The organism is Dietzia aurantiaca (assembly GCF_021033825.1).
GTDB classification, from domain to species: Bacteria; Actinomycetota; Actinomycetes; order Mycobacteriales; family Mycobacteriaceae; genus Dietzia; species Dietzia aurantiaca.
Map to the genome: position 1 here is coordinate 83777 of NZ_JAIFXZ010000015.1, position 23573 is coordinate 107349.

A 23573-nucleotide genomic window follows, 5' to 3' on the forward strand; every position below is an offset into this window, starting at 1 on the left:
GACCGACGGTAGCGGCGAGGCTGCGGAACAGCGGGACGGCGAGGCGACGGGACGGCGAGGCGGCGAGGCGGCGAGGCGGCGGAACGACAGACACAGTCGCCCACGGTCCCGGCACCACCAAGCATTTGCTTGGTAGGGTTGCCTCCGCCACACCCGCAGCCCTGAGGAGCCCGCGATGACCGCACCAGCCGACCGCCAGCCCGTGGACACCACCCCCGCCGCGCTGCGACGAGCAGCGACCCTGTGGGCGGACCGCGAGGCGATCATCGACGTCCAACCCGGCCAGGACACCCGCTGGACCTGGGCCGAACTCCTCGACGAGGTCCGCCACTTCGCCGCCGGCCTGCTCGACCGCGGGGTCGAGGCCGGCGACCGGGTCGTCATCTGGGCACCCAACACGCACCACTGGGTGGTGGCCGCACTCGGCGCGCAGTACGTCGGCGCCACCGTAGTGCCGGCAAACACCCGCTACACCGGCAGCGAGACGCTCGAGCTGATCCAGCGCACGGGCGCGGTCGCCGCGGTCGTGGCCGGGGCCTTCCTCGGCGCCGAGCGGATCGCGGACCTCACGGCCGCGGCCGGCGGCTCGTTGGCCCAGTCAACGCAGCTGAAGACCGTGGTGCGGGTCCCCCTCGACGGTGGCGACACGGTGACCACCGACGGGGCGGGCGTGGACGTCGTCGACTACTCCGACCTCCGAGCCCGCGCCACCGACGAACTCCTCGCCCACGCCGACGTCCGCGCCGACGCGGTGACGGGCGACGACGTGGCCGACATCCTCTTCACGTCCGGCACGACCGGCAAGAGCAAGGGCGTCGTGGCGCTACACCGGCAGACCGTCGCCGGAGCCCACGCGTGGGGCAGCAACGGCGAGCTCACCGAGACCGACCGCTACCTCATCGTCAACCCGTTCTTCCACAGCTTCGGCTACAAGGCCGGCTTCCTGGTGTGCGTGCTGTTCGGCGCGCCGATTATGCCACTGGCCGTGTACTCCACCGCCGAGACGCTGCGACTGATTCAGGACGAGCGCGCCACCGTCCTACCCGGCGCGCCGACGATCTTCCAGACCCTCCTCGACGAGCCGACGCGCGGCCAGTACGACCTGTCGTCGCTGCGGCTGGCCGTGACCGGCGCCGCCGTGGTGCCGGTCGTGCTGGTCGAGCGGATGCAGTGCGACCTGGGCCTGGAGACCGTCATCACCGCCTACGGGCAGACCGAGACGATGGGCTTCATCACCACCTGCCGCCCCACCGACGACGCCGTCACCGTGGCCACCACCTGCGGCCGCGCGTACCCCGGCATGGAGATCCGCATCGGCGAGAAGGGCGAGATCCTCACCCGCGGCCCCATGGTCATGCAGGGCTACCTCGACGACCCCGAGAACACGGCCACAACGCTCGACGCCGACGGCTGGCTCCACACCGGCGACGTGGGCGAGATCGACGCCGACGGCAACCTGCGCATCACCGACCGGCTCAAGGACATGTACATCACCGGCGGCTTCAACGTGTACCCCGCCGAGATCGAGCAGACGCTCGCGCGCCTGGACGGCGTGGTGGAGTCCGCGGTGATCGGCGTGCCGGACGAGCGGATGGGCGAGGTCGGCAAGGCGTTCGTCGTGCGCCGCGAGGGCTCGGAGCTCACCGAGCAGGACGTGATGGACTTCGCCGCCGAGCACCTGGCGAACTTCAAGCGTCCGCGGACGGTGGAGTTCCTCGACGCGTTCCCGCGCAACCCCTCCGGCAAGATCCTCAAGACGGACCTGCGATGAGCAGCGCAGCAGATGCGGACGTCCCCACCGTCGGCGCCGTGGTGGTGACCGGCGCCTCGGGCGGGATCGGGGCCGCCGTCGCGCGCCGCCTGGCCGCCGAGTTCCCGGGCGCGCCGATGGTGCTGGGGTACCGCTCGACCGAGCCGGTCGACCTGGCGCGCGAGCTGGGCGGGGACGGGCGCACCGTGGAGTGCGAACGACTCGCGGTCCTCAACGACCCCGACGACGACAACGACGACGCAGACGCCGCGCTCGCGGCCACGGTCGACCGGATCGGCACCCGCTTCGGCGGCATCCGCGTCCTCGCCCACTGCGCCGGCCCGCACGTGCCCATGGTCCACCTGTCGCGCGTATCGCCGGCCGGGTTCCGGCGCCAGCTGGACGAGGACGCCGCCGGGTTCTTCGCACTGGTGCACCCGGCGCTGGCGCATCTTCGTGCGGTGGCGGGCAACGTCGTCGTCGTCACCACCGCCGCCACCACCCGCTACCCGGTACGCGACGGGCTGTCGGCCGGCCCCAAGGGCGCGGTCGAGCAGCTCGTGCGCGGCCTCGCGGCCGAGGAGGGGCGGTACGGGGTGCGCCTGAACTGCGTGGGGCCGGGGATGCTGACCGACGGCATGGCGTCGCGACTGATCGCCTCGGGCGACCTCGACGAGCGGGCGCTGGAGATCACGCGCGGCAACATCCCGCTGCGGCGGTTCGGCTCGGCCGACGACATAGCGGAGGCCGTGGCGTTCCTCGCCTCCGACCGGGCCGGGTTCATCTCGGGCCAGAAGCTCGACGTCGACGGCGGCTACGGCGTCTGACGCGAGCCGTCTGAATCGGGCCCGCACGCGAAGTCCGGTACAGTACCAACCAAGCACTTGCTAGGTAAGGAGAGTCCCAGCTCATGACCGACGCATCCATCCCCCCGGTCCTCGAGGTAGACGACCTCGGCCCGGACACGCAGCCCGTGGCGTATGAGGTCACCGACGGCACCGCGTACGTCACCCTCAACCGGCCGGACTTCCGCAACGCGCAGAACTCGGTCATGACGTACTCGCTGGACAACGCGTTCATCAAGGCGGTCGAGGACCCGGACGTGCGCGTGATCGTCCTGCGCGCGAACGGCAAGCACTTCTCGGCCGGCCACGACATCGGCACGACCGAGCGCGACCACCACGTGCAGTACACCAACCGCGCCTCGATCTGGTGGGACCACACCACCCGCGGCGGCGGCGACCGGCGGCTCGCGCGCGAGACCGAGGTCTACGTGCAGATGTGCCGCCGCTGGCGCGAGATCCCCAAGCCGATGATCGCCCAGGTGCACGGCGCGTGCATCGCCGGCGGACTCATGCTGGCGTGGGTCTGCGACTTCATCGTGGCCTCCGACGACGCGTTCTTCTCCGACCCGGTGGTGAAGATGGGCATTCCGGGCGTCGAGTACTTCGCGCACGCCTTCGTGCTGGGGCCGCGGCGCGCCAAGGAGATCCTCTACACCGGTCGCAGGTTCGGCGCCGCCGAGGCGCTGGACTGGGGGATGCTCAACCACGTCGTGCCGCGCGACGAACTGCAGGCGAAGGTCGACGAGATCGCCGGTGAGATCAAGGGCATGCCGCCGTTCGGGCTGACGCTGGCCAAGAAGGTCATCAACTCGAATGAGGACCAGATGGGGCTGCAGACCTCGCTGGACACCGCGTTCGGGTGGCACATGTTCTCCCACTCGGCCAACGCCGAGCCGGACGACACCGACTCGTTCTCCGCCTCCCTCGGCGGTATGGACGCCCGCTCGATGCGCGACAGCGCCAACAAGGGCAACACCGACACGAACAAGGAGAGCTGAGGCGTGGACCTGGATCTGGACGCCGCGACCGAGGAGTTCCGCCTCGAGGTCCGGCAGTGGCTGGCCGAGAACGTGCCTGCCGAGCCCCTTCCCCACATGGACACCGCCGAGGGCTTCGAGGCCCACCGCGCGTGGGAGGCGAAGATGGCCGACGCCCGCATGTCGGTCGTGTCCTGGCCCGCCGAGTACGGCGGGCGCGACTGCGGCCTGGTCAACTGGGTGGTGTTCGAGGAGGAGTACTTCCGCGCCGGCGCGCCGCTGCGCGTGAGCCAGAACGGCATCTTCCTGCTGGCCCCGACGCTGTTCGACCACGCCTCCCCCGAGCAGCTCGAGCGGATCATGCCGCGCATGGCCCGCGCCGACGACATCTGGGCGCAGGCCTGGTCCGAGCCGGAGGCCGGGTCCGACCTGGCCTCGCTGCGCTCGACCGCCAAGCGCGTCGACGGCGGCTGGGTCCTGAACGGCCAGAAGGTGTGGTCGACCCGCGCCTCTTTCGCCGACAAGGGCTTCGGCCTGTTCCGTACCGACCCGGACGAGCCGCGCCACAAGGGCCTGACCTACTTCATGTTCGACCTGCGGGCCGACGGCGTCACCGTGCGCCCGATCGACCAGCTGGACGGACTGCCCGGCTTCGCCGAGTTGTTCCTCGAGGACGTGTTCGTCCCCGATGACCCGTCGGACCCGGCCTCCTCCGGCGTGATCGGCGAGGTCAACCAGGGCTGGAAGGTGGCCATGTCCACCGCCAACAACGAGCGCGGCCTGTCGCTGCGCTCGCCCGGGCGGTTCCTGGCCACCACGGACCGGCTGCTGGAGCTGTGGTCCAGCGCCGAGTCCGAGCTGGACGAGCGCAACCGTGGCGCGCTGGCGGACCGCGTGGTCGACGCCTGGATCGGCTCCCGCGCCTACGAGCTGAGCACCTGGAACACGGTCACCAAGCTCACCGGCGGGGCCAACCTGGGCTTCGAGTCCTCCATCAACAAGGTCTTCTGGTCGAAGTGGGACATCGCCACCCACGAGACGGCGCTGGACATCCAGGGCACCGCGGGCGAGCTCGCCGGTGAGCAGTGGATGGACGGCTACCTGTTCGCCCTCTCCGGGCCCATCTACGCGGGCACCAACGAGGTCCAGAAGAACATCATCGCCGAGCGCCTTCTCGGCCTTCCGCGCGGATAACGGGGGACACCATGGATTTCGCACTCGATCCCGACATCACCGACTTCGCCGCGAGCATCGACTCTCTGCTGGCCAAGTCCGACATGCCGTCGGTCATCCGCGCCTGGGCCGACGGTGACACCGCGCCCGGCACCGCCGTGTGGGGCCGCGTCGCCGAGACCGGTGCCGCCGCGCTTCTCGTGCCCGAGGAGGCCGGCGGGGCTGGCGCTACGGCCGTAGAGGCCGTCACGGCGCTCGAGGTCCTGGGCCGCCACGCGGTGCCCGGCCCGGTCGTGGAGTCGGTCATGGTCGCGCCGCGCATCGCCGCCGCGCTCGGCGGCGACTCCGAGTTCGGCGACGTCGCCGGCGAGCTCGCCACTGGCACGCTCGCCTCGGTGGCCGCGCCGGGGGTCTCCCCGTTCGCACCCGACACCCACGCCGCGCAGTACCTGTGGGTTGTCGACGACGACGAGGTCTTCACCGGCACCGCCGACGAGTCCCGCCGGTCGGTCGACCGGGCCCGCACCATCACCACCCCGACCCGCGGCGGCCGGGTGGCCGCCCACAGCACGGTCGACCTGATCAACCACGGCGCGATCGGCACCGCCGCCCAGCTCATGGGACTGGGCCAGGCGATGCTCACCATGAGCGTCGACTACGCAAAGCAGCGCAAGCAGTACGGCAAGCTCATCGGCGAGTACCAGGGGCTCAAGCACCAGCTCGCCGACGTGGCCATCGCGCTGGAGATGGCGCGGCCGCTGCTGTGGGCGGGCGCCCTGGCGATCGCCGAGAATCCGGGCGATCCGGAGGCCGCCGTCCGCGACGTCTCCGCCGCCCGCGTGGCCGTGGCCGACGCCGCCTACCTGTCGGCCCGCACCGCCCTGCAGGTCCACGGCGCGATCGGATACACCCTCGAGCACGACCTGGGGCTGTGGCTGACCAAGACCCGCGCCCTGCAGACCGCGTGGGGCACGCAGAGCTACCACCGCGGCCGCGTGCTCGACTCGCTGGAGGCCGCGCGATGACCGCGTCTGCCACCTCCTCCGCGGACTCAGTCCCGGCCGCCTCCCCCGGCGTCGACACCGACGAACAGGCCGCCCTGCGCCAGTCGGTGGCCTCGCTGCTGGAGAAGAAGTCCGACTCGGAGGCCGTCCGTGCGGCGATGAACTCCGAGGACGGCTACGACCCGGCACTGTGGTCGACGCTGGTCGAGCAGATCGGCGCCGCCGCGCTGTCGATCCCCGAGGAGTTCGACGGCGCCGGCGCCACCTGGGTCGAGACGCACCTGGTGTGCGAGGAGCTCGGCCGGCGGCTCACCCCGTCGCCGATGCTCGGCTCGGCCGTACTGTCCGCGCAGGCCGTGATCGCCGCGGGCGACACCGAGGCCTGCGCCCGCCTGCTGCCCGGCATCGCCGCCGGTGAGCAGGTCGCGCTGTGCTGGGCCGGCGCGGGTGGCTGGGCCACCCCCGGTGTGCGCGCCGATTCCCCCGCCAGCGCGGACTCCGTGTCACTAACCGGCACCGCCCACCATGTGCTCGGCGCGGACACCGCGTCGACGCTGCTGGTCGTGGCCGTCACCGGCGACACCGTGGGCCTGTTCGAGCTGCCCGCCTCCGCCGACGGCGTGACCATCACGCGCGTGCCGGTCATGGACCCCACCCGCACCCTGTCGCGCGTGGAGTTCAACTCCGCCTCGGCGACCCCGGTCACCACCCGCGACAGCTTCCTGTCGCGCCTGCGGGCGGCGGGATGGGCCGCGATCTCGGCCGAGCAGGTCGGTGCCGCCCGTGCCGCGTTGGACGCGACCGTGCAGTACACGCAGGAGCGCAAGCAGTTCGGCCGCGTGATCGGCTCGTTCCAGGCGCTCAAGCACCGCATGGCGGAGATGTACGTCCGCGTCGAGACGGCCCGCTCGCTGTCCTACTCGGCCGCCGCGCTGGTCGCGCAGGCGCAGGAGCTCGCGGACGGCCCGGAGGCCGACGCCGCCGCCTACGCCGCGGAGATCGAGGCGGCCGCCGCCAAGGTCTACTGCTCGGAGGCGCTGCAGTGGATCACCGGTGAGTCGATCCAGCTCCACGGCGGCGTGGGGATCACGTGGGAGTACGACACCCACCTGTTCTTCAAGCGAGCGCACGGCACCGCGCAGTTGCTCGGTCAGCCCCACGAGCTCCTCTCGGCACTGGAGGTCGCCGCGGGGCTCTAGACCGGGCCTCTAGAATCTGCCCCATGAGCCCCTTCCCCGAGCACGGACGGACCAACGACCAACGACTCGCCGAGGACCTGGCAGCTCAGGCCGGGCGTCTGCTCACCGACCTCCGGGTCTCCAGGGTCGCGCCGGAGGATCTGGGCGCGTTCGCCGAGGGCGAGGCGCAGGCCGTCATGGTCGACCGGCTGGCCGTCGCCCGGCCCGATGACGTGGTGTTCGGGGAATGGGATCCGGAGTCGCGCGCCCGGCTCGAGGCCGACAGGGTCTGGTTCCTCGACCCCCTCGACGGGGTGCGTTCGTACGTCACTCAGGGCCGCCCCGACTGGGCCGTGCAGGTGGCGCTGTGGGAGAAGGACCCCGAGGGCGTCGGCGGCATCACCGCGTGTGCGATCGCCATGCCCGCCTACGGCCGGGTCCTCACCGGGCGGGGCGCCACCACCTACCAGCCGATGTCGATCATCCGTGGCCCCCGGCCCGGGCCGTTGGTCCCGCCCCGCGCGGACGATCGGCTCCGCATCGCCGTGTCCGAGGCCGAGCCGCCGGCGTTCGCCGAGGAGCTGGCCGCCGAGCTCGACGCCACGCTCACCCACCTCGGTTCCGGCGGCGGCAAGACCGCGACAGTGGTCGAGGACGAGTGCGATGCCTTCATCCACACCAGCGGCCACCATCAGTGGGACTCCGCCGCGACCTACGGCGTGGTGACGCAGCGCGGTCTGCACGCGAGCCACCTCGACGGGACGGACCTGCAGTACAACGTCGACGAGATCGAGTTCCCGGACCTGCTCGTGTGCAAGCCCGCGGTGGCCGAGCGGATCGTCAGCGCCGTGGCGACGTATCTCTAGCGCCGCCGCAGCACCCACCGGCACAGCTTCGCGCGCACCCGGTACCGCCCCGAGGCTGAGGCACCGCCCACCGCGGTTGCAAGACATCGATCGCCGGAAGCAAGACACCCGGTGCGCTTCTACTACGATTCCTCACAACACGTGTCGTGCAACCCGAGGGGCGTGTCTTGCAACCGCCTGCTGGGGGCCGAGACGGGGCGGACTGCGCGGCGGAGCGGGCGTAAGGGACGGCGCGGGCGGGGCGCACGGGGCGGGCGTGAGGGATCAGGTGTCGAGGCCGCGGTAGCCGGCGAAGCGCTCGGCGATCTGCTCTTCGCTCAGCCCGTAGTCGGCGAGCGTGTACGTGTGCGCGGGCGCCCGATCGCCGGACAGGCTCCTGGCGTTCTCCGCCTCCACGGCCGCACGCACATCGTCGTCGAGCGTCTCCCCGGCGGCCGCGTAGACGCGCTCGACCACGCCGGCGGGGTCGCCCACCAGCTCACGGTGCTCCACGTCGACGAACGTCGCCCTCGACGCCGGGTCAGCCTCGTGCCGGGCCCGCACGGCATCGAAGGTCTCGACGCCCCGCGCCCACATCTCCAGCTGGGACTCGCCGATGTACTCGGGCGTGAAGCGCGTCGACCAGTCGGCAGCGGTGCGGTGCGCGAGCGAGCACATCGAGGCCATCGACTTCCGCGGATCCCGATGCGTCTGCACCACCACGGCGTCCGGATACACCTCGAGCAGCGCGTCGAGCGTGAACAGGTGGCTGGGGTTCTTGAGCACCCATCGGCGCCCTGGGTCATTGGCCCCGATCAGCTGCAGGTTGCGCTTGTGCCGCCGGTACGCGGGCGCCCAGTCGGCCCCCTGGAGCCAGCTCGAGTAGCCGTCGAGCCGGGCGAGGCACTCGTACGATGCCGACGTCACCGACTGGCGGAGCAGCTGCCAGCACTCCTCGAGGTCGTCGGCGGAGATGTAGTGCACACCGCCGTAGTCGGGATTCTCGGACATGAACCCGGCGTACAGGTCGCGCAGCCCGACGTAGGCGGGGTCGTCCTCCCAGCTCTCGCGCGGCGGCCGCGGCTGCGGAACCTCCGTGAGCCACAGTTCGAGCCCCTGGTTGGCGGGGTCGGCACCGAGGAGCCGGTGCAGCGCCGTGGTGCCGGTGCGGGGCAGCCCGGTGACGACGACGGGCCGCTCGATCTCCACCCCCACCTGCTTCGGGGCGGCCGCGAACCCGGCGTTCGCCATGAGCCTGGCGGTCAGTGCGCTCTTGAGGACCGAGCGCCAGTACTTGCTGCCCGCGGGGGTCAGGCCAGCGTCGGTGTGCAGGGAGTCGAGCAGGACACCCAGGGCCTCGCGGTGGGCGTCGGTGCCGTCCCCGAAATCCTCCAGTCCAACGGCGCGCGAGGCGCTGGCGTGCAGGTCCTCGACGGTCCCCACATGGACCCGGTCGGCGTCGTCACTCATGACAGGCCGCTCCTACGAAAGTCCGCGGCGTGCGAACGCCTGCTGCCGCGCGGCGATCCGCTCGCGCCATTGCTCGAGGCTCACCCGTTGCCCGACATACCCCGGCACCTCGTCGGCCAGGGAGTCGAAGGGCACGACCTTCAGCGTCGGGCCCAGTTCCGGGGTGATGGGGCCATCGACCCGCTGCCACCGGAACTGCATGATGCCCTCACGGTGGCCGAGCAGCTCGAGCCAGTTGGCCAGGCCCGGATCCTGCTCGGAGAGCACCAGGTGGATCATGCCGTCAGAGTCCACGTGCGCCTGGTCGGCGGTGAGGCTGGTCTGGTGGTGGACGTAGTCGAGCGAGGCGTACCACATGCTGCCCAGCTGGAAGCCCTGGTAGGGCACCCCGGCGACGGGCGCCGAGATCACCATGGCCTCATCCGGAGAGAGCTCGAAGATCCCCGCCGACGAGTACTGCGTGGTGAGACCGCCGGGCGTGCTGCGGGGCGTGTACAGCGTGTTGCGCTCCTGGTCCCCGAAGAACCAGCCCGGGAACGCCAGCCAGGTCTGCAGCCGACCGATCAGCGCCTCGGCCAGCTTGGCGTAGAACTTCTCCTGGCCGGCGACGGTGGCGGGTCCGGGTGCGGTGCCCGCTGCATCGACACGACGGAGCGTGGCCGAGCCGGCCTCCTCCACCGCCCAGTCCGAGAACACCTCGCGGACGGCGATCATCGACGAACCGGGGTGGAGCACCACGTAGCCGGGGTCGCCCTTGTCGTCGTCGTTTCTCGCCGGTCCCATCCGGAAGGAGTACCGGCCGTCGGCGTCGATCTTCAGGGCGCGGTCGTCGAACGCCGCGTGCGACGCGGCGCGCTCGTCCGCCGAGTAGTTTCCCGCCATGACCTGGAACGACAGGTCCGCCGTGGTACCGCGCCGGCCCTCGACGACGTACTCGGCGTCGTCGGTGAGGTTGGCGTAGAAGTACAGCGTGTCCGGGTTGTCCAGGCCCATCTTGGTGTAGGGGCCCGTCGCCTCGAACAGCTGCGGGTGCGTGCGGCCCCGGTGCTGACCTCCCTCGATCACCCCACGGAGGGTGCCGAGCAGGTACTCGAGGCCCTCGGCCACGTCGGCCTCGGTGCGCACGTGCGGCGCCTGCCTGATGATCTCCTCCGCCTCGGCCAGTGCGGCGGCGAGCGGCCCGGTCGCGTTCCCTGTCATGGCCGCTTTCCTCACAGCCAGGTGTAGGAATCGGCGGAGGTGATGAAGTTGGCCAACTCCTCCTGCTCGGGCGTGGGATCAATGACGTCCTCCTCGATGCTGAGGTAGGCGCCGCGGTAGAACAGCAGCGGCCGGATGTCGCGCTTCGTGGGGCCGAGATCGTGGACGCGGCCGAGGACGATCCAGTGGTCGCCGCCGTCGAGGACCTGGTCGATCTCGCAGTCCAACCACGCCATGACGCCCTTGATCACCGGCGAACCGAGCGGGCTCGGCTCCCAGTCGATCTCGGCGAACTTGTCGTCACCACGACGGCCGAACGTCGAGGAGACGTCTTCCTGCTCCTCGGAGAGGATGTTGACCGCGAACCGGCCGGCCTTCTCGATGCCCTTCCACGACCCGGAGGTCTTCATGGGGCAGAACAGGACGAGCGGCGGCTCCAGCGACAGCGCGGAGAACGACTGGCAGGCGAAGCCCACCGGGGCGCCCTCGTCCACCGCGGTGATCACTGTGATGCCGGTGCAGAACTGGCCGAGCGCGTCGCGCAGCTCCCGACTCGAGAAATTCTGGCCCTCGGGGCGGTCTTCGGTGCTGCTCATCGGGTCGGTCCTCCCATGGACGTTGTTCGGGGCGAGCGGGCGGCGCGGCTACGGCCGGGCCCACACCCGCGCCGCCGTCGGGCGATACGGATGTGGGCCCAGCCTAGGCGTCTACTTGAAGCCGACGGAGAAGTCGTGGCCCCAGAGGCTCACGGCTGTGGACTCGCGGGCCACCCACTTCTCGTCATCGGTGACCTGCATGCCCTCGCAGCCGTACTCGCAGTCGAAGCCACCGGGCGTCTTCATGTAGAAGCTCATCATCTTGTCGTTGACGTGCCGACCGAGCGACGCCGACATCCGGACCTGCTTACGCTGCGCCCGGTCCAGGGCCAGCCCCACGTCGTCCGCCGAGGACACCTCGACCATCAGGTGGATGATCCCGGTGGGGTTGGGGAACGGCGTGAACGCCAGCGAGTGGTGGCGCGGGTTGCACCCGAGGAAGCGCAGCCACGCAGGCTCACCGTCGGCCGGGCGGCCCACGATCTCCGGCGGCAGACTCATCGAGTCACGCAGCGAGAAACCGAGCACGTCGCGGTAGAACTCCAGTGCCGCGACCTCGTCCGGGGTGGACAGGACGATGTGACCCGCACCCTGGTCGCCGGTCACGAACTCGTGACCGTACGGCGTCGGGATGCGACGGTGCTGCAGCGCGATCGTGTGGTAGATCTCCAGCGTGAACCCGGCCGGGTCCTGGCAGGTGATCAGGCCACGGACCTTGCGGTCGCGCTTGACCTCCTCCGGCGCCTCCTCCCACGGGACGCCGGCGGCGTCGAGGCGGGACTTGACGTCCTCGAACTCGCCCTCGTTCGTGCACTCCCAGCCCACCTGGCCGAGCTTGTCCTCCTCGCCCGGGACGATGATCCACCGATGCGGATGGTCGTCCATACGGAAGTAGAGCGCGTCCGGGTCATCACCGGAACCCACCACGAAGCCCAGCACCTTGGTGCCGTACTCGCGCCAGGCGTCCATGTCCGTGGCGAACACCCGGACATAACCGAAATTGCTGATTGCCATCTTCTGCCAGTCCCTTCGATCCGTCGTACGGATCAGACCATCGAGTCCGTGACCTTCTCGCCGAACTCATTCTGCCCGTACATGATGTACGCCTTCGTCGCCTCGTTGGCGGCGTGGACGCGGCCGGCGTTGGCGTCACGCCAGAAACGCTGGATCGGCGAGGTGTCCTGCAGGGCGCGGGCGCCGGAGTTCTGGAACAGCAGGCCGATCGCGTCGATCGAGCGCTGGGTGGCGCGGACCTGGTCGCGGCGGGCGCGCGTGCGGATGTCCATGCCCGGAAAGTCGCCGGCCGTGATGAGGTCCTGCTCCTCGCGCACGTTGCGCATGAGCTGCAGCCACGCGGCGTCGATGTCGCCGGCGGCCTCGGCGAGGCGGACCTTGGCGAACGGGTCGTCCTTGACGGCGGTACCGAACGCGGCGCGAACGCGGTCACGCTGGTGCTCGCGGTGCACCTCGTAGCAGCCGAACGCCATGCCCACGATGGGCGTGGAGATGGTGGTGGGATGGATGGTGCCCCACGGCATCTTGTAGATCGGGTTGGTGTTGACCTCGAGGCCGGGGCTCTTGGTGGCGGCCATCAGACCGAATGAGAGCACGCGGTGCTCCGGGATGATCGCGTCCTTGACGAGGATGTCGTTGGAGCCGGTGCCCTTGAGGCCGGCGACGTGCCAGACGTCGACGATCTCGTACTGCGACTTCTCGACCAGGAAGGTGCAGAAGTCGACCATCTTGTCGTTCTCGTCGAGAACCGGGCCACCGACGAACACCCAGTCGGCGTGCTCACAGCCGGAGGACCAGGACCACTTGCCGTTGAGGACCAGGCCGTCGGCGGTCTTCTTGGCCGCACCCATGGGAGCGTAGGAGGACGAGATACGCACGGTCGGGTCCTCGCCCCAGACCTCCTCCTGCGCCTTCTGCGGGAACAGGGCCAGGTGCCAGTTGTGGATCCCGAGGATGCTCGCGCACCACCCGGTCGACGGGCAGGCCGTCGCGATGGTCATCGCCGCGGTGTAGAAGGTCTCCATGTCGGCCTCGTAACCACCCCACTGCGCGGGCTGGCAGAGCTTGAAGAAACCGGCCTCGTCCAGCTCGGCGATGTTCTGCGGGTGGACCTTACGCAGGTCCTCCGTCTCCTGGGCGCGCTCGGCGAAACCGGGTAGCAGGGCCTTGATCCGGTCGATGACCTCGTGATTGGCGTACTCGCTCATGTGATCCCTCTCTGGCATGTGTGCGGCGTGTGATCTAGACTAGAACACGTTCCAGTTTTGCACCAGACACCACCCTCCCGCCCCCGGGACTGGCACGGTGTGCCAGCACCGACGGGATTGGTTGTGGCCCCTCACACGATTCTATAACCTGTTCTCATCAGGCTCATGCCATCAGGAGGCTTCATCATGACCACACCTACCAAGGCCCCCGGCGCCATCCGTGAGATCGACACCGGCGAGGTGCGCGATCGCTACGCGCGCGGCTGGCACTGCATCGGGACCGTCAAGGAGTTCTCCGACGGCAAGCCGCACTCCATCCACGCATTCGGCACCAAGCTGGTCGTGTGGGCCAACGATGACGGCATCAACGTCCTCGACGGCTACTGCCGCCACCTCGGGGGCGACCTCTCGGACGGCGAGATCAAGGACGGCAACATCGCCTGCCCGTTCCACGACTGGCGTTGGGGCGGCGACGGCAAGTGCAAGGGCATCCCCTACGCCAAGCGTGTCCCGCTGCGCGCCAAGACCCGCGCCTGGACCACCATGACGCAGAACGGCCTCGTCTTCGTGTGGCACGACCACGAGGGCAACCCGCCCCGCGAGGAGGACGCGATCCCCTACCTCGACGAGTACGACACGGGCGAGTGGACCGACTGGGTGTGGAACCGCCTGGAGATCGAGGGCTCCAACTGCATGGAGATCGTCGACAACGTCGTGGACATGGCCCACTTCTTCTACATCCACTACGCCTTCCCGACCTACTTCAAGAACGTCTTCGAGGGCCAGACCGCCACCCAGTACCTCAACACCAAGGGCCGGCCGGACCACGACCCCTCGGGGGGCAAGTACGGCGACACCCTGCTCGAGTCGGTGGCCGCGTACTACGGGCCCGCGTTCATGATCAACCCGCTCAAGCAGCAGTACGGCGACTTCGAGTCCGAGGTCATTCTGATCAACTGCCACTACCCCGTCGACCAGAACTCGTTCGTGCTCATGTACGGGCTGATGGTCAAGAAGCCGGCCGGGTTCGACGACGAGACCTCCACCAAGATGGCCACCAAGATCGCCACGTTCTTCGGCGACGGTTTCCTCCAGGACGTCCGCATCTGGCAGCGCAAGTCGTCCATCGCCAATCCGCTGCTCTGCGAGGAGGACGGCCCCGTCTACCAGCTGCGCCGCTGGTACGAGCAGTTCTACGTGGACCGCGACAAGGTCGAGCCCGAGATGCAGGAGCGCTTCGAGTTCGAGGTCGACACCACGGCCGCCAACCAGTACTGGGAGAAGGAGGTCGCCGAGAACATGCGTAAGCAGCAGGCCGGTGAGGCCGAGGTCTCCGACGAGCAGACCCAGTACACCGGCATGGCCGAGGTCGCCGGTGAGGCGAAGGCGTCCAAGGCCGACAAGTGACGTTCAAGCAGAACGACTCGCGGCGCGCGCCCACCTGGGACGAGACCGACCCGGCGCGCGCCGCGCAGCTCCACGCCGACACCAGCCTGGACCGGGAGACGTACACGCGCGCCGGCTTCCAACCTGTCGATTGTCGGAGTTGCGGCACCCGCGCATTCGTCCGCAAGAACAGTGACAAGCACACGTCCATCCAGTGGCGAGACGGCAGCGACCAGCAGTGCCCCGTGCTCTCCGAGTGGCGCTCCGGCGGGGAGATCCCCGAGGGCGAGGACACCTGTCCCCGGATGCTCGCGAGCATTCACTACGCCTACTCCGAGGGCCTGATCACCCTCGCCGAGGGAGTCGACCCGGTCGACGCCGAGCACATGGTCAACCCGTTCTACGCCCCTGAGTGACCGACCGACCAGTATTCCGCGGAGCGGCCGCACTACCGCTCCGCGGAATCGTCGTCGCCGGGCCTCTATATCCACCCGATAGGCTTTCCCCATGACCGAAACCCCACAGCTGGGCTCCTTCGTTCGCGAACTCAGGATCGCGGAGGTGATCGAGGAGACCACGGACGCCAAGTCCATCGTCTTCGACGTCCCCGCTGGTTCGGAGGCGGACTTCCGGTACACGCCGGGCCAGTTCCTCACCCTGCGCATCCCGAGCGACCAGACCGGATCCGTGGCCCGCTGCTACTCGCTGTCGAGCTCGCCCACCGAGGACTCGCAGCTCAAGGTGACGGTCAAGCGGACGGTCGACGGCTACGGCTCGAACTGGCTGTGCGACAACGCCGCAGCCGGCATGGACATGCACGTCCTGGCCCCGTCCGGCATCTTCACCCCCAAGAATCTCGACCAGGACTTCATCCTGCTGGCGGCCGGCTCGGGCATCACCCCGGTCATGTCCATCCTCCGGTCCGCGATCGCGCAGGGCACCGGCCACATCGTCATGGTGTACGCCAACCGCGACGAGAGCTCGGTGATCTTCAAGGACGAGCTGCAGAGGCTCCAGCGGGAGCACCCGGACCGTCTCACGGTGGTCCACTGGCTCGAGTCGGTCTCCGGCATCCCCACCGCCGAGATGATCGGCAACGTCCTGCAGCCGGTGGCCGCCAAGCGCCACTCCTACATCTGCGGACCGGCCCCGTTCATGGAGACCGTCAAGGACGGCCTGCGCCGCTCGGGCGCCGACATGCACCTCATCCACACCGAGGTGTTCTCCTCGATCGAGGGCGACCCGTTCGCCGAGATCGTCATCGACGACACCCCGCCCGAAGACGGCGCCGGGCCCGCCACCGCGATCGTGGAACTCGACGACGAGATCCACGAGGTCGACTGGCCGCGCAACACTCCGCTCCTGGACGTACTTCTCGCCAAGGGCATCAAGGCGCCGTTCTCGTGCCGCAAGGGCGAGTGCTCGGCATGTGCCTGCATCCTCAAGTCGGGCGAGGTCGAGATGATCCACAACGGCATCCTCGACCCCGAGGAGGTCGACGAGGGCTACGTCCTCAGCTGCCAACTGCTGCCCAAGACCGACCGCGTCGAGGTCTCCTACTCCGACTGACCCCGGTGGGGTGACAGACTCAGGTGCGTGAGTCGCCCCGCCATCGTCTACACCTCCAAGTACGGCTCCACTCGTCAGTACGCCCTTGCGCTCGCCGAGCGCCTGGGCACACCGGCGGTGGAGCTGTCCTCGTTCGACGCCTCCCACCGGCCGGACCCGTTGATCGTCCTCGCGCCCGTGTACGCGACGCGCATCATGGGTCGGAGACGGCTCATCCGGGCGATCCGGTCGGCTCCGGGACGCGTGGCTCTCGTCGTCGTCGCCCTCTCCCCCGCCCGTGACCCGGGGCGCGGCGACCTCGCCGCGAAACTCGTCGCCGCGTCCCACCGCGTCGTCACGACCTTCCACCTGCGCGGCGACCTCGACCCGGCGCGTCTCACCTGGCCAGACCGCGTGTTGATGGCCGCGCTGCGCCGATCGCTGCGCCGCACCCCTGACGCGCCCGCCGCGCGGATGCTGCTGCCGGCGCGACGCCTCGAGCAGGTCGACGAGACCACCCTCGATCCCGTCGTGGCCTGGGCCTCCGGCCCGGCTGCGGTCGATCCGTGACCGCATACAGCCGCGCCCCCCGGAATCAGCAGCCCGGACATATCCGGCGAGGCTGACTCTGAGGGGCGCGGCTGGGCGCTGCGGAGCGCGGATCAGGCGTTCGCCTGCTCCTTCTGGATCTCCAGCGCGATGTCGATGAGCTGATCCTCCTGGCCACCGACGAGGCGACGCTCGCCGGCGCGGATGAGGATCTCGGACGACGGCACACCGTAGCGCTGCGCATGCCCCTCGGCGTGCTTGAGGAACGACGAGTAGCAGCCGGCGTAACCGAGCATCATGGCCTGGCGATCGACGACGCACTCGGTCGGCATGAGCGGGCGTACCACGTCCTCGGCGGCGTCGGCGATCTTGAAGAAGTCGACGCCGGTGGTGATTCCGAGCTTGTCGCAGACGCCGACCAGAGCCTCGACGGGCGTGTTGCCGGCGCCAGCGCCGAATCGGCGGGTCGAACCGTCGATCTGCTGGGCACCCGCACGGATCGCCATGATCGAGTTGCCCACGCCCACGTCGAGGTTCTCGTGGCCGTGGAAGCCGACCTGGGCGTCGTCACCGAGCTCGGCGACGAGCGCCGCGACGCGGTCGGAGACCTGGTCCATCACGAGCGCGCCGGCCGAGTCGACGATGTAGACGCACTGGCAGCCCGCATCGGCCATGATGCGCGCCTGCTTGGCCAGCACCTCGGGCGGCTGGGTGTGGCTCATCATGAGGAAGCCGACGGTCTCGAGGCCGAGCTCGCGGGCGTAGCCGAAGTGCTGGATGGAGACGTCGGCCTCAGTGCAGTGGGTGGCGACGCGGCAGATGGAACCGCCGTTGTCGCGCGCGGCGAGGATGTCGTCCTTGATTCCCAGGCCGGGCAGTGTGAGGAACGCGATCTTGGCCTGCTTGGCGGTCTCGGCCGCGGCCTTGATGAGCTCCTGGTCGTACGACTTGGCGAAGCCGTAGTTGAACGACGCGCCGCCGAGCCCGTCACCGTGGGTGACCTCGATGACGGGGACTCCCGCGCCGTCGAGGGCGCCGACGACGTTGCGGACGTCCTCGACCGAGAACTGGTGCCGCTTGTGGTGCGAGCCGTCCCGCAGCGAGGAGTCGGTGATGCGGATGTCGAGCTCGGAGCTGTACGCCCGTGCGTCGGCGTTGTAGGGGTTGGTCTTGTCCATGGTTGTCACACTCCGAGCTTCGTCTTGGCGATCTCTTCGCCCACCTTCGCGGCGGCGGCGGTCATGATGTCGAGGTTCCCGGCGTACGGCGGGAGGAAGTCGCCGGCCCCCTCGACCTCGGCGAAGATCGCCACGCGTGCCATGCCGCCGGTGATCTCGGTGGGCGGGTCGAACTGCGGCTCCTGGAGAAGTCGGTAGCCGGGAACGTACTCCTGGATCTCCTTCTCGCGCTTACGGATGGCGGTGGTGATGAGGTCGTGGTCGGCGTCCTCGGGGATCGAGCAGAAGATCGTGTCTCGCATGATCATGGGCGGCTCGGCCGGGTTGAGGATGATGATCGCCTTGCCGCGCTTGGCGCCGCCGACCTGCTCGATGGCCATCTTGGTGGTCTCGGTGAACTCGTCGATGTTGGCGCGGGTGCCGGGGCCGGCCGACTCCGAGGAGACGGAGGCGACGATCTCGGCGTATTCGACCGGCACGACCGAGGAGACCGCGTGGACCATCGGGATGGTGGCCTGGCCGCCGCAGGTGACCATGTTGGTGTTGGGGGCGTCGAGGTGCTCGCGCAGGTTGGCCGGCGGGATCACCATCGGGCCGACCGCCGCGGGAGTGAGGTCGACCGCGACGATGCCGGCGGCCTCGTACTTGGGCGCGTACTCCTTGTGCACATAGGCGCTGGTGGCCTCGAACAACAGGTCGGGCTTCTCGCCGCCGGCCTCGATCGAGGCGAGCAGCTCATCGGCACCGCCGGACATGCAGGTGAGGCCGTGCTCGGCGGCGCGCTTCATCCCCTCGGACTCGGCGTCGATGCCGATCATCCACCTGGGCTCGATGTACTCGCTGCGCTCGAGCTTGTACATGAGGTCGGTACCGATGTTGCCGGACCCCACGATCGCGGCTGTGAGCTTCTTCTTCTCCGTCATGACAGCAGTCTCGCCCGCGCGGAACCCGCGCCACAAACGAGTGTGCCGTTCAGTAGAACACCAGAGAACTGACGCTTCAGGCGGGTCGGTGGCGTCTGTCGGTGCCGGGTGGGTTGGTGAGGTATCCGTCGGGTGAGAAGAGTCTGTCGGCCAGGATGATGTCGACTTGTTCCTGGATGCCTTCGCGTGCCCGGGCCAGTGGGCCTTTGGGTCTGGTTCGGTGTTGGTGTCCGGTGTCGGTGGTGATGATCAGCTCGCCCAGGGGCCCGGGCCGGTAGGAGTTGGTGCCGAAGGTCTTCTCGCGGTGGTGTTTGCGGCACAGGCACACCAGGTTTCTCATCGCCCGTTAATCTGCCCACATGACAAAGGGGCCCCAGCGTGTGGCGATCTATGCACGGATCAGCAGCGATACCGAGGGCAAGGGCGCGGGTGTGAACCGGCAGCTCCAGGACTGCCACGAGCTGGCCCAGCAGCTGGGCTGGGGTGTGGCGGGCGAGTACATCGACAACGATGTGTCTGCATACTCCGGCCGCAGGCGGCCGGAGTACGAGCGACTACTCACCGATATCGCCGACGGTGCTGTGGACGGGTTGTTGGTGTGGCACCAGGATCGGCTACATCGTCGCCCTGTGGAGTTGGAGCAGTTCTTCCAAGTGATCGACGCCGCGGGGATCGCCACCCATGTGCGTACGGTGACGGGCAACTCGGACTTCGGTACCGGGGACGGGATCTTCACCGCCCGCATCGTAGGCGCGGTGGCAGCGAAGGAATCCGCTGACAAGAGTCGCCGTGTGGCGCGGAAGGCCCAGGAGCGGGCCGCCGCGGGCATCCCGCAGAAGTCTGGCCGCCGCCCCTTTTGGCTACGAGGCGGATCACCTCACTGTCTGCGAGGACGAAGCGGCGATCTACCGGCAGGTGGTCGTCCGGTTCCTGGCTGGGGAATCGGTGAGGTCGCTGACGGTGTGGCTGAACGAGACGCAGGTGCCCACGGTCACCGGGGGCACGTGGCACACCTCGACCGTGAGGAACATCCTCAAGAGCCCGAGGTATGCCGGTCTGATCACTCACCGTGGGCAGGTGGTCGGCCCGGGCGTGTGGGAGGCGATCATCAGCGAGAATGATCACCGTCGGCTGTTGTCCAGGTTCGAGCTGGCTAAGACAAGTGGACGCCGCGCTCCTCAGCGTTACCTGCTGTCGGCACTGTTGAAGTGTGGCAAGTGTGGCAACGGCCTGTACTCCAGCGTGCGCCACGACACCAGGCGCGGCACGGTCTCACGCCGCTATGTCTGCATGGCAGGACCCGATCACGGCGGCTGCGGCAAGTTGACGGTGGTCGCCGACCCATTGGAGCGATTGATCGCCGATGCGGTGCTGTTCAGGCTCGACACCCCCGAGTTGGCCGACCACCTCGCTGGCCGGTCGAACGCAGACGAGCGGATCAAGGAACTGGCCCAGGTGGTCGAGCGCGCCCAGGCGCAGCTAGACGAGTTGTCGCTGGCGTACGGCAACGGGGAGATCATTATGCGGGAGTGGCAGTTGGCCCGGCAGGCACCCGAGTCGCGGTTGGCGCGCGCGCAGCGGCAGATCGCCGCCGCCTCCGGAAACAGTGCTCTGTCGGGGCTGGTGGGTAGCGGCAGCGAGCTGGCAAAGGCGTGGAGCGGGTTGAACCTGTCGCGGCAGGTAGCGATCGTGCGGGCACTGGTCGAACATGTCGTGATCGCGCCTGTGACGAGGCGTTCCCGGGAGTTTGACCCGTCCCGCGTGAGCGTCGTGTGGCGGAACTGACGGAGGCCGGGCCGGCGGGGTGCGGCTGCCGGGCTTCGCTCGGGCTTGCCGCTACCCTCCGGCCTTGACCCCGAGCAGTACGCCCACCTGCCGGATCGCGGAGGGATGGGTGACCTTCACGGGCACTCCTTGTTCCTGACACGATGCCGTGACCCATGCGGCCAGTTCCTCGCGTGTGAAGTTGCTCAGTCCCATGCGAACCACACCGCCGGCGGTCCCTGCCAATCAGCAGTCTCGTCAGAGGACCAGGACTCAGCCGGCGCGCGCCCCATCTTCTCCACCGCCAGGCCGAGAACCTCAACCGGGGACCTCCCGGATAATCGTATGGCGGGAGGCTGGAATCCCTGAGCGACCTCGTACCGGTGGAGCCGCATCGAGCGAGACAACTCATCCTCACCGAAGGACTTCGTCACGTACTTCGACAGATACCCTGCCGCTACCCGGGCCTCGGTCAGGGAGGTCGAACCGACCGGCAAATCGGATAGACGTTTGATGTGGACGAACCCGTGAGGCCACGCAGTCTGGATGTGATGGCGGGCCGTGTACTGGCCGATCGCAAAGTGCGCGTGCATCCCGTGGTCGGTTTTGTGCCATTCCGGCACCCACACGTACGGGAACGCCCCACGGCCCGTTGACGTGCGTAAAGCACGGAAGAACTGGCCGATGTGAGTGCGCAACGCAGCTGGGTCGTGGCAGCCCTGCCCACGGTAGGTGAGCGTGCCCAGACGGTTCAAGCGATGCACGGTGCAGTAGCGGCGCACCTTACCGCGAGCACGTCGGGCAGCCTCGGCCCGGGACCGTTCGGGATCGGCTGCGGGAGTGCCCGGTATCCAGCTCGAACGCTTCGGCCTGTACGACGGGACGAAGGATCCTCCCGCTTCACCGTCGGTTGGGTACAGGGTGAGCCACCATCCGGCATCAGGACGAGCCAAGACAGCCAACGGATTGGCAGACGACATTGAGAGCGGAGTCCTTCATACGATCTGAACCCGCGTCAATGTCGTTTAGTGTCCCGGTCGGCATACCGGGTCCTGCCGCTCAGCCTCAAGGAATCAGATTCGTGTGGGTCGCACGGGCGACCCGGCGGGGGAGACACGTCCCAGGGCTGAGACCAGAACGGCTACCGCACACGATCATGCCCCGCGGCCCTACCCGGCGCAAGGTTTCGACGAGAAACACGCCGCCTTCGCCGGTGAACGCTCGTGCACAGGCCCCGAGTTTCGTTGCTAATTCGAGTTTCGTTGCTAATTCAAGTGAAGGAGCGCCCTGCGCGCCAGACGAGGCACACGACCCGGTGCGGCGCCGAGCGCCTCGGCCGAAAGCCTAGTCGCGCCACTTCCGGTTCCAGGCTCTCGTCAACGCGTCATGGAGCATGAACTGGTAGCGGACTGTAAAGCCGCCTCCAGAGATCCTTCGAAACACGAAGTCCGTGTATCCGTTGTGGTGGATCCCGATCCCGCCAGTCTCGAACATCTGGCGAAGCAGTTGCTTGATCTCGGGAGGCTCTAGATCGCCCTTCAGCTCTGAGACGAGGTATTCGAAGTCGAAGAGACGACTGGGGGCGACCCGGAGAGCGTCCTTGAAGCTTGCAAGTTGCCGGGCGCTTGCTGCCGGAAGGATCCCGGCCAGATTGTCAAAGATCTCTCCGACGAAATACTCCTGCGTGTAAGCCTCTACCGACCTCTTGGCATTCTCGCCCGGCACCGCCTTGTTCCCCTTGTACCCACGCTGCAAGTACGCCATGAGCGCGACAACATCTCTTGGAAGGAGGCGAGTGTTCTCCAGTAGGTAGGTCGGCAGGTCTGTGTGAGGGCCGATCTGAATCGGGGCCGAGAGGTACTGGGTGACGATGTTCTTAACCTCCGGGCGGCGGACGGCAGCCTTCTTCGTCAGCAGATGCCAGAGGCGGTTCTCTCTTCCGATGCCGTGGGCGTGCCAGTCAAGGTAGACAGAGTGCGGCTTCAGTTTGTTCATCTCGGGGCCAGGGAGAACATCGAAGATGTCGGATCGCATGGCCACGACGAGGCACACCGGGAGGCCGCAGCCGCGCAACTCCCGGTTCAAGACGTGGAGTGCCTGCATGAGCCCCGCTAGGGACGTCCATTCGTCGTTGGCTTCGAAGAAGAACGTATCGAGCCCGTCGAGCGCGATCACATGGTGATGATCCGTCTGAGTGGTCGCAATCTGACGCCGAATATACGCGCTGACCTCAAGTGGCGTAACCGACGCTGCATCGTCCTCGAACTCAGCAGAGAAGACCTTGATGTCGAACTTGATCTTGGCCTTGGCCCACCGCGAAACCTTGCCCAGCCAGTCGTCCGAAAGCAGACCCGACTGCACGAGTCCCTTGTGCATATCCTGGAATTCCTTGGGTGCTCGTAGTGACTCATCCGCTGCGAGCGACTCGACGATACGAAGGAGCAGGAGGAACTCCCATGCGGATTGCGCCCGGGATGCACCGGCGGTCTGGCCGGTATCGATATTCGCAACATCGTTCACCGGGAACCCGCTCAACGGCCAACTCGTGAAGAAGCGGTCGTACCGGTCCTGCCAGCGAAGACGAAGATGCTCGAGAACGGCAGACTTCCCAGAGCCTTTCGGCCCAAGCAACAGCCACACCTGCTGCGCTTCGATCCCGTAGGCGGCCTCGCGGTAGTCATAGAAGCCTTCTACAAGAAGCTCTGGCGTTTCGACCGCCTCCTGTGACGCATCGAGCTGTCCGAAATGCAACTCATGAAAGGGCGGCAGTGAAGGCGCGTTCATGGCCCTGAGAGTAGCGGTCCCGGGAGTGGGTGAATTACCAACTTGTCAGGTTCCACTCCAGGGTCGGCCCGCCCAACTCCGGGGTGGCCCGGTCGAACGCGATCTGAACCGCCCCAGGTTTCCCGCCGCCTCCTTTTGAGTCGAGGAGGATGGCTGTATGCCGAAGAAGATCGATCCCGCG

At 68.4% G+C, this 23573-nt stretch carries 23 protein-coding genes and 1 pseudogene; 13 read left to right on the forward strand and 11 right to left on the reverse strand.

Going from position 1 to position 23573, the window contains the following annotated elements:
• Positions 1-175 precede the first annotated feature (175 nt).
• The 7 genes from K3888_RS14705 (at position 176) to K3888_RS14735 (ending at position 7793) form a co-directional block, all read left to right on the forward strand.
• Complete coding sequence (locus K3888_RS14705) at positions 176-1771, forward strand: FadD3 family acyl-CoA ligase (protein WP_230931027.1); 1596 nt, start codon at positions 176-178, stop codon at positions 1769-1771.
• Complete coding sequence (locus K3888_RS14710; RefSeq protein ID WP_230931028.1) at positions 1768-2577, forward strand: SDR family NAD(P)-dependent oxidoreductase; 810 nt, start codon at positions 1768-1770, stop codon at positions 2575-2577. The genes K3888_RS14705 and K3888_RS14710 overlap by 4 nt, the downstream gene beginning before the upstream one ends.
• An 83-nt stretch (positions 2578-2660) precedes the next feature.
• A complete protein-coding gene (locus tag K3888_RS14715) occupies positions 2661-3593 on the forward strand; it encodes an enoyl-CoA hydratase (RefSeq protein WP_230931029.1) in 933 nt (310 codons plus the stop codon).
• Positions 3594-3596: 3 nt separating this feature from the next.
• Positions 3597-4766 (forward strand): acyl-CoA dehydrogenase family protein, encoded by a 1170-nt coding sequence (locus tag K3888_RS14720; protein ID WP_230931030.1) that lies wholly within the window; start codon positions 3597-3599, stop codon positions 4764-4766.
• A gap of 11 nt (positions 4767-4777) precedes the next feature.
• Positions 4778-5770, forward strand: a complete 993-nt coding sequence (locus K3888_RS14725) for an acyl-CoA dehydrogenase family protein (RefSeq protein WP_230931031.1) — start codon at positions 4778-4780, stop codon at positions 5768-5770.
• Positions 5767-6948, forward strand: coding sequence for an acyl-CoA dehydrogenase family protein (locus tag K3888_RS14730; protein WP_230931032.1), 1182 nt, complete (start codon positions 5767-5769; stop codon positions 6946-6948). The genes K3888_RS14725 and K3888_RS14730 overlap by 4 nt, the downstream gene beginning before the upstream one ends.
• 23 nt (positions 6949-6971) lie before the next feature.
• A complete protein-coding gene (locus tag K3888_RS14735; RefSeq protein ID WP_230931033.1) occupies positions 6972-7793 on the forward strand; it encodes an inositol monophosphatase family protein in 822 nt (273 codons plus the stop codon).
• Between the two features lie 264 nt (positions 7794-8057).
• On the opposite strand, the gene K3888_RS14740 is transcribed toward K3888_RS14735, so the two are convergent.
• The 5 genes from K3888_RS14740 to hsaA all read right to left on the reverse strand — a co-directional run bounded on the left by K3888_RS14740 (position 8058) and on the right by hsaA (position 13260).
• Positions 8058-9242 carry a sulfotransferase family protein gene (locus tag K3888_RS14740; RefSeq protein ID WP_230931034.1) on the reverse strand — a complete coding sequence of 395 codons (1185 nt, stop codon included), beginning with the start codon at positions 9240-9242 and terminating at the stop codon, positions 8058-8060.
• 12 nt (positions 9243-9254) lie between these two features.
• On the reverse strand, positions 9255-10442 hold the full coding sequence (locus K3888_RS14745) for a hypothetical protein (protein WP_230931035.1): 1188 nt from the start codon (positions 10440-10442) through the stop codon (positions 9255-9257).
• Positions 10443-10453: 11 nt separating this feature from the next.
• Positions 10454-11038 carry a 3-hydroxy-9,10-secoandrosta-1,3,5(10)-triene-9,17-dione monooxygenase reductase subunit gene (hsaB, locus tag K3888_RS14750; protein WP_230931036.1) on the reverse strand — a complete coding sequence of 195 codons (585 nt, stop codon included), beginning with the start codon at positions 11036-11038 and terminating at the stop codon, positions 10454-10456.
• A 111-nt stretch (positions 11039-11149) separates the two neighbouring features.
• A complete protein-coding gene (gene hsaC / locus K3888_RS14755) occupies positions 11150-12052 on the reverse strand; it encodes an iron-dependent extradiol dioxygenase HsaC (RefSeq protein ID WP_230931037.1) in 903 nt (300 codons plus the stop codon).
• 32 nt (positions 12053-12084) lie between these two features.
• The gene (hsaA, locus tag K3888_RS14760) at positions 12085-13260 is read right to left on the reverse strand and encodes a 3-hydroxy-9,10-secoandrosta-1,3,5(10)-triene-9,17-dione monooxygenase oxygenase subunit (protein WP_230931038.1); all 1176 of its coding nucleotides are present in this window, start codon (positions 13258-13260) and stop codon (positions 12085-12087) included.
• A gap of 186 nt (positions 13261-13446) precedes the next feature.
• Here hsaA and K3888_RS14765 point away from each other — a divergent pair, with 186 nt between their 5' ends.
• The 4 genes from K3888_RS14765 to K3888_RS14780 all read left to right on the forward strand — a co-directional run bounded on the left by K3888_RS14765 (position 13447) and on the right by K3888_RS14780 (position 16764).
• A complete protein-coding gene (locus tag K3888_RS14765; RefSeq protein WP_230931039.1) occupies positions 13447-14667 on the forward strand; it encodes a 3-ketosteroid-9-alpha-monooxygenase, oxygenase component in 1221 nt (406 codons plus the stop codon).
• Positions 14664-15062: a hypothetical protein gene (locus K3888_RS14770; RefSeq protein ID WP_230931040.1), complete on the forward strand. Its 399-nt coding sequence runs from the start codon at positions 14664-14666 to the stop codon at positions 15060-15062. The genes K3888_RS14765 and K3888_RS14770 overlap by 4 nt, the downstream gene beginning before the upstream one ends.
• A 91-nt stretch (positions 15063-15153) precedes the next feature.
• Complete coding sequence (locus K3888_RS14775) at positions 15154-16215, forward strand: ferredoxin--NADP reductase (protein WP_230931041.1); 1062 nt, start codon at positions 15154-15156, stop codon at positions 16213-16215.
• Between the two features lie 27 nt (positions 16216-16242).
• Positions 16243-16764: a flavodoxin domain-containing protein gene (locus tag K3888_RS14780; protein ID WP_230931042.1), complete on the forward strand. Its 522-nt coding sequence runs from the start codon at positions 16243-16245 to the stop codon at positions 16762-16764.
• 92 nt (positions 16765-16856) lie between these two features.
• Here K3888_RS14780 and dmpG read toward each other — a convergent pair whose 3' ends face one another.
• The 3 genes from dmpG to K3888_RS14795 form a co-directional block, all read right to left on the reverse strand.
• Positions 16857-17921 carry a 4-hydroxy-2-oxovalerate aldolase gene (gene dmpG / locus K3888_RS14785; RefSeq protein WP_230931043.1) on the reverse strand — a complete coding sequence of 355 codons (1065 nt, stop codon included), beginning with the start codon at positions 17919-17921 and terminating at the stop codon, positions 16857-16859.
• Positions 17922-17926: 5 nt separating this feature from the next.
• Positions 17927-18844: an acetaldehyde dehydrogenase (acetylating) gene (locus tag K3888_RS14790; RefSeq protein WP_230931044.1), complete on the reverse strand. Its 918-nt coding sequence runs from the start codon at positions 18842-18844 to the stop codon at positions 17927-17929.
• Positions 18845-18920: 76 nt separating this feature from the next.
• Positions 18921-19184 carry a hypothetical protein gene (locus tag K3888_RS14795; protein WP_308282004.1) on the reverse strand — a complete coding sequence of 88 codons (264 nt, stop codon included), beginning with the start codon at positions 19182-19184 and terminating at the stop codon, positions 18921-18923.
• Between the two features lie 19 nt (positions 19185-19203).
• On the opposite strand from K3888_RS14795, the pseudogene K3888_RS14800 reads away from it, so the two are divergent.
• Together K3888_RS14800 and K3888_RS14805 are read left to right on the forward strand one after the other, a co-directional pair.
• Positions 19204-19611 (forward strand): annotated as a pseudogene (locus tag K3888_RS14800) (recombinase family protein); the annotation flags it as partial.
• A 178-nt stretch (positions 19612-19789) separates the two neighbouring features.
• Positions 19790-20629: a recombinase family protein gene (locus tag K3888_RS14805; protein WP_230931045.1), complete on the forward strand. Its 840-nt coding sequence runs from the start codon at positions 19790-19792 to the stop codon at positions 20627-20629.
• Positions 20630-20680: 51 nt separating this feature from the next.
• On the opposite strand, the gene K3888_RS14810 is transcribed toward K3888_RS14805, so the two are convergent.
• From K3888_RS14810 to K3888_RS14820, 3 genes are all read right to left on the reverse strand, one after another.
• Positions 20681-20824 (reverse strand): hypothetical protein, encoded by a 144-nt coding sequence (locus K3888_RS14810; RefSeq protein ID WP_230931046.1) that lies wholly within the window; start codon positions 20822-20824, stop codon positions 20681-20683.
• Positions 20815-21588, reverse strand: coding sequence for a rolling circle replication-associated protein (locus K3888_RS14815; RefSeq protein WP_230931047.1), 774 nt, complete (start codon positions 21586-21588; stop codon positions 20815-20817). The genes K3888_RS14810 and K3888_RS14815 overlap by 10 nt, the downstream gene beginning before the upstream one ends.
• A 364-nt stretch (positions 21589-21952) precedes the next feature.
• Positions 21953-23392, reverse strand: a complete 1440-nt coding sequence (locus K3888_RS14820) for a P-loop ATPase, Sll1717 family (protein WP_230931048.1) — start codon at positions 23390-23392, stop codon at positions 21953-21955.
• Positions 23393-23573: the final 181 nt, after the last annotated feature.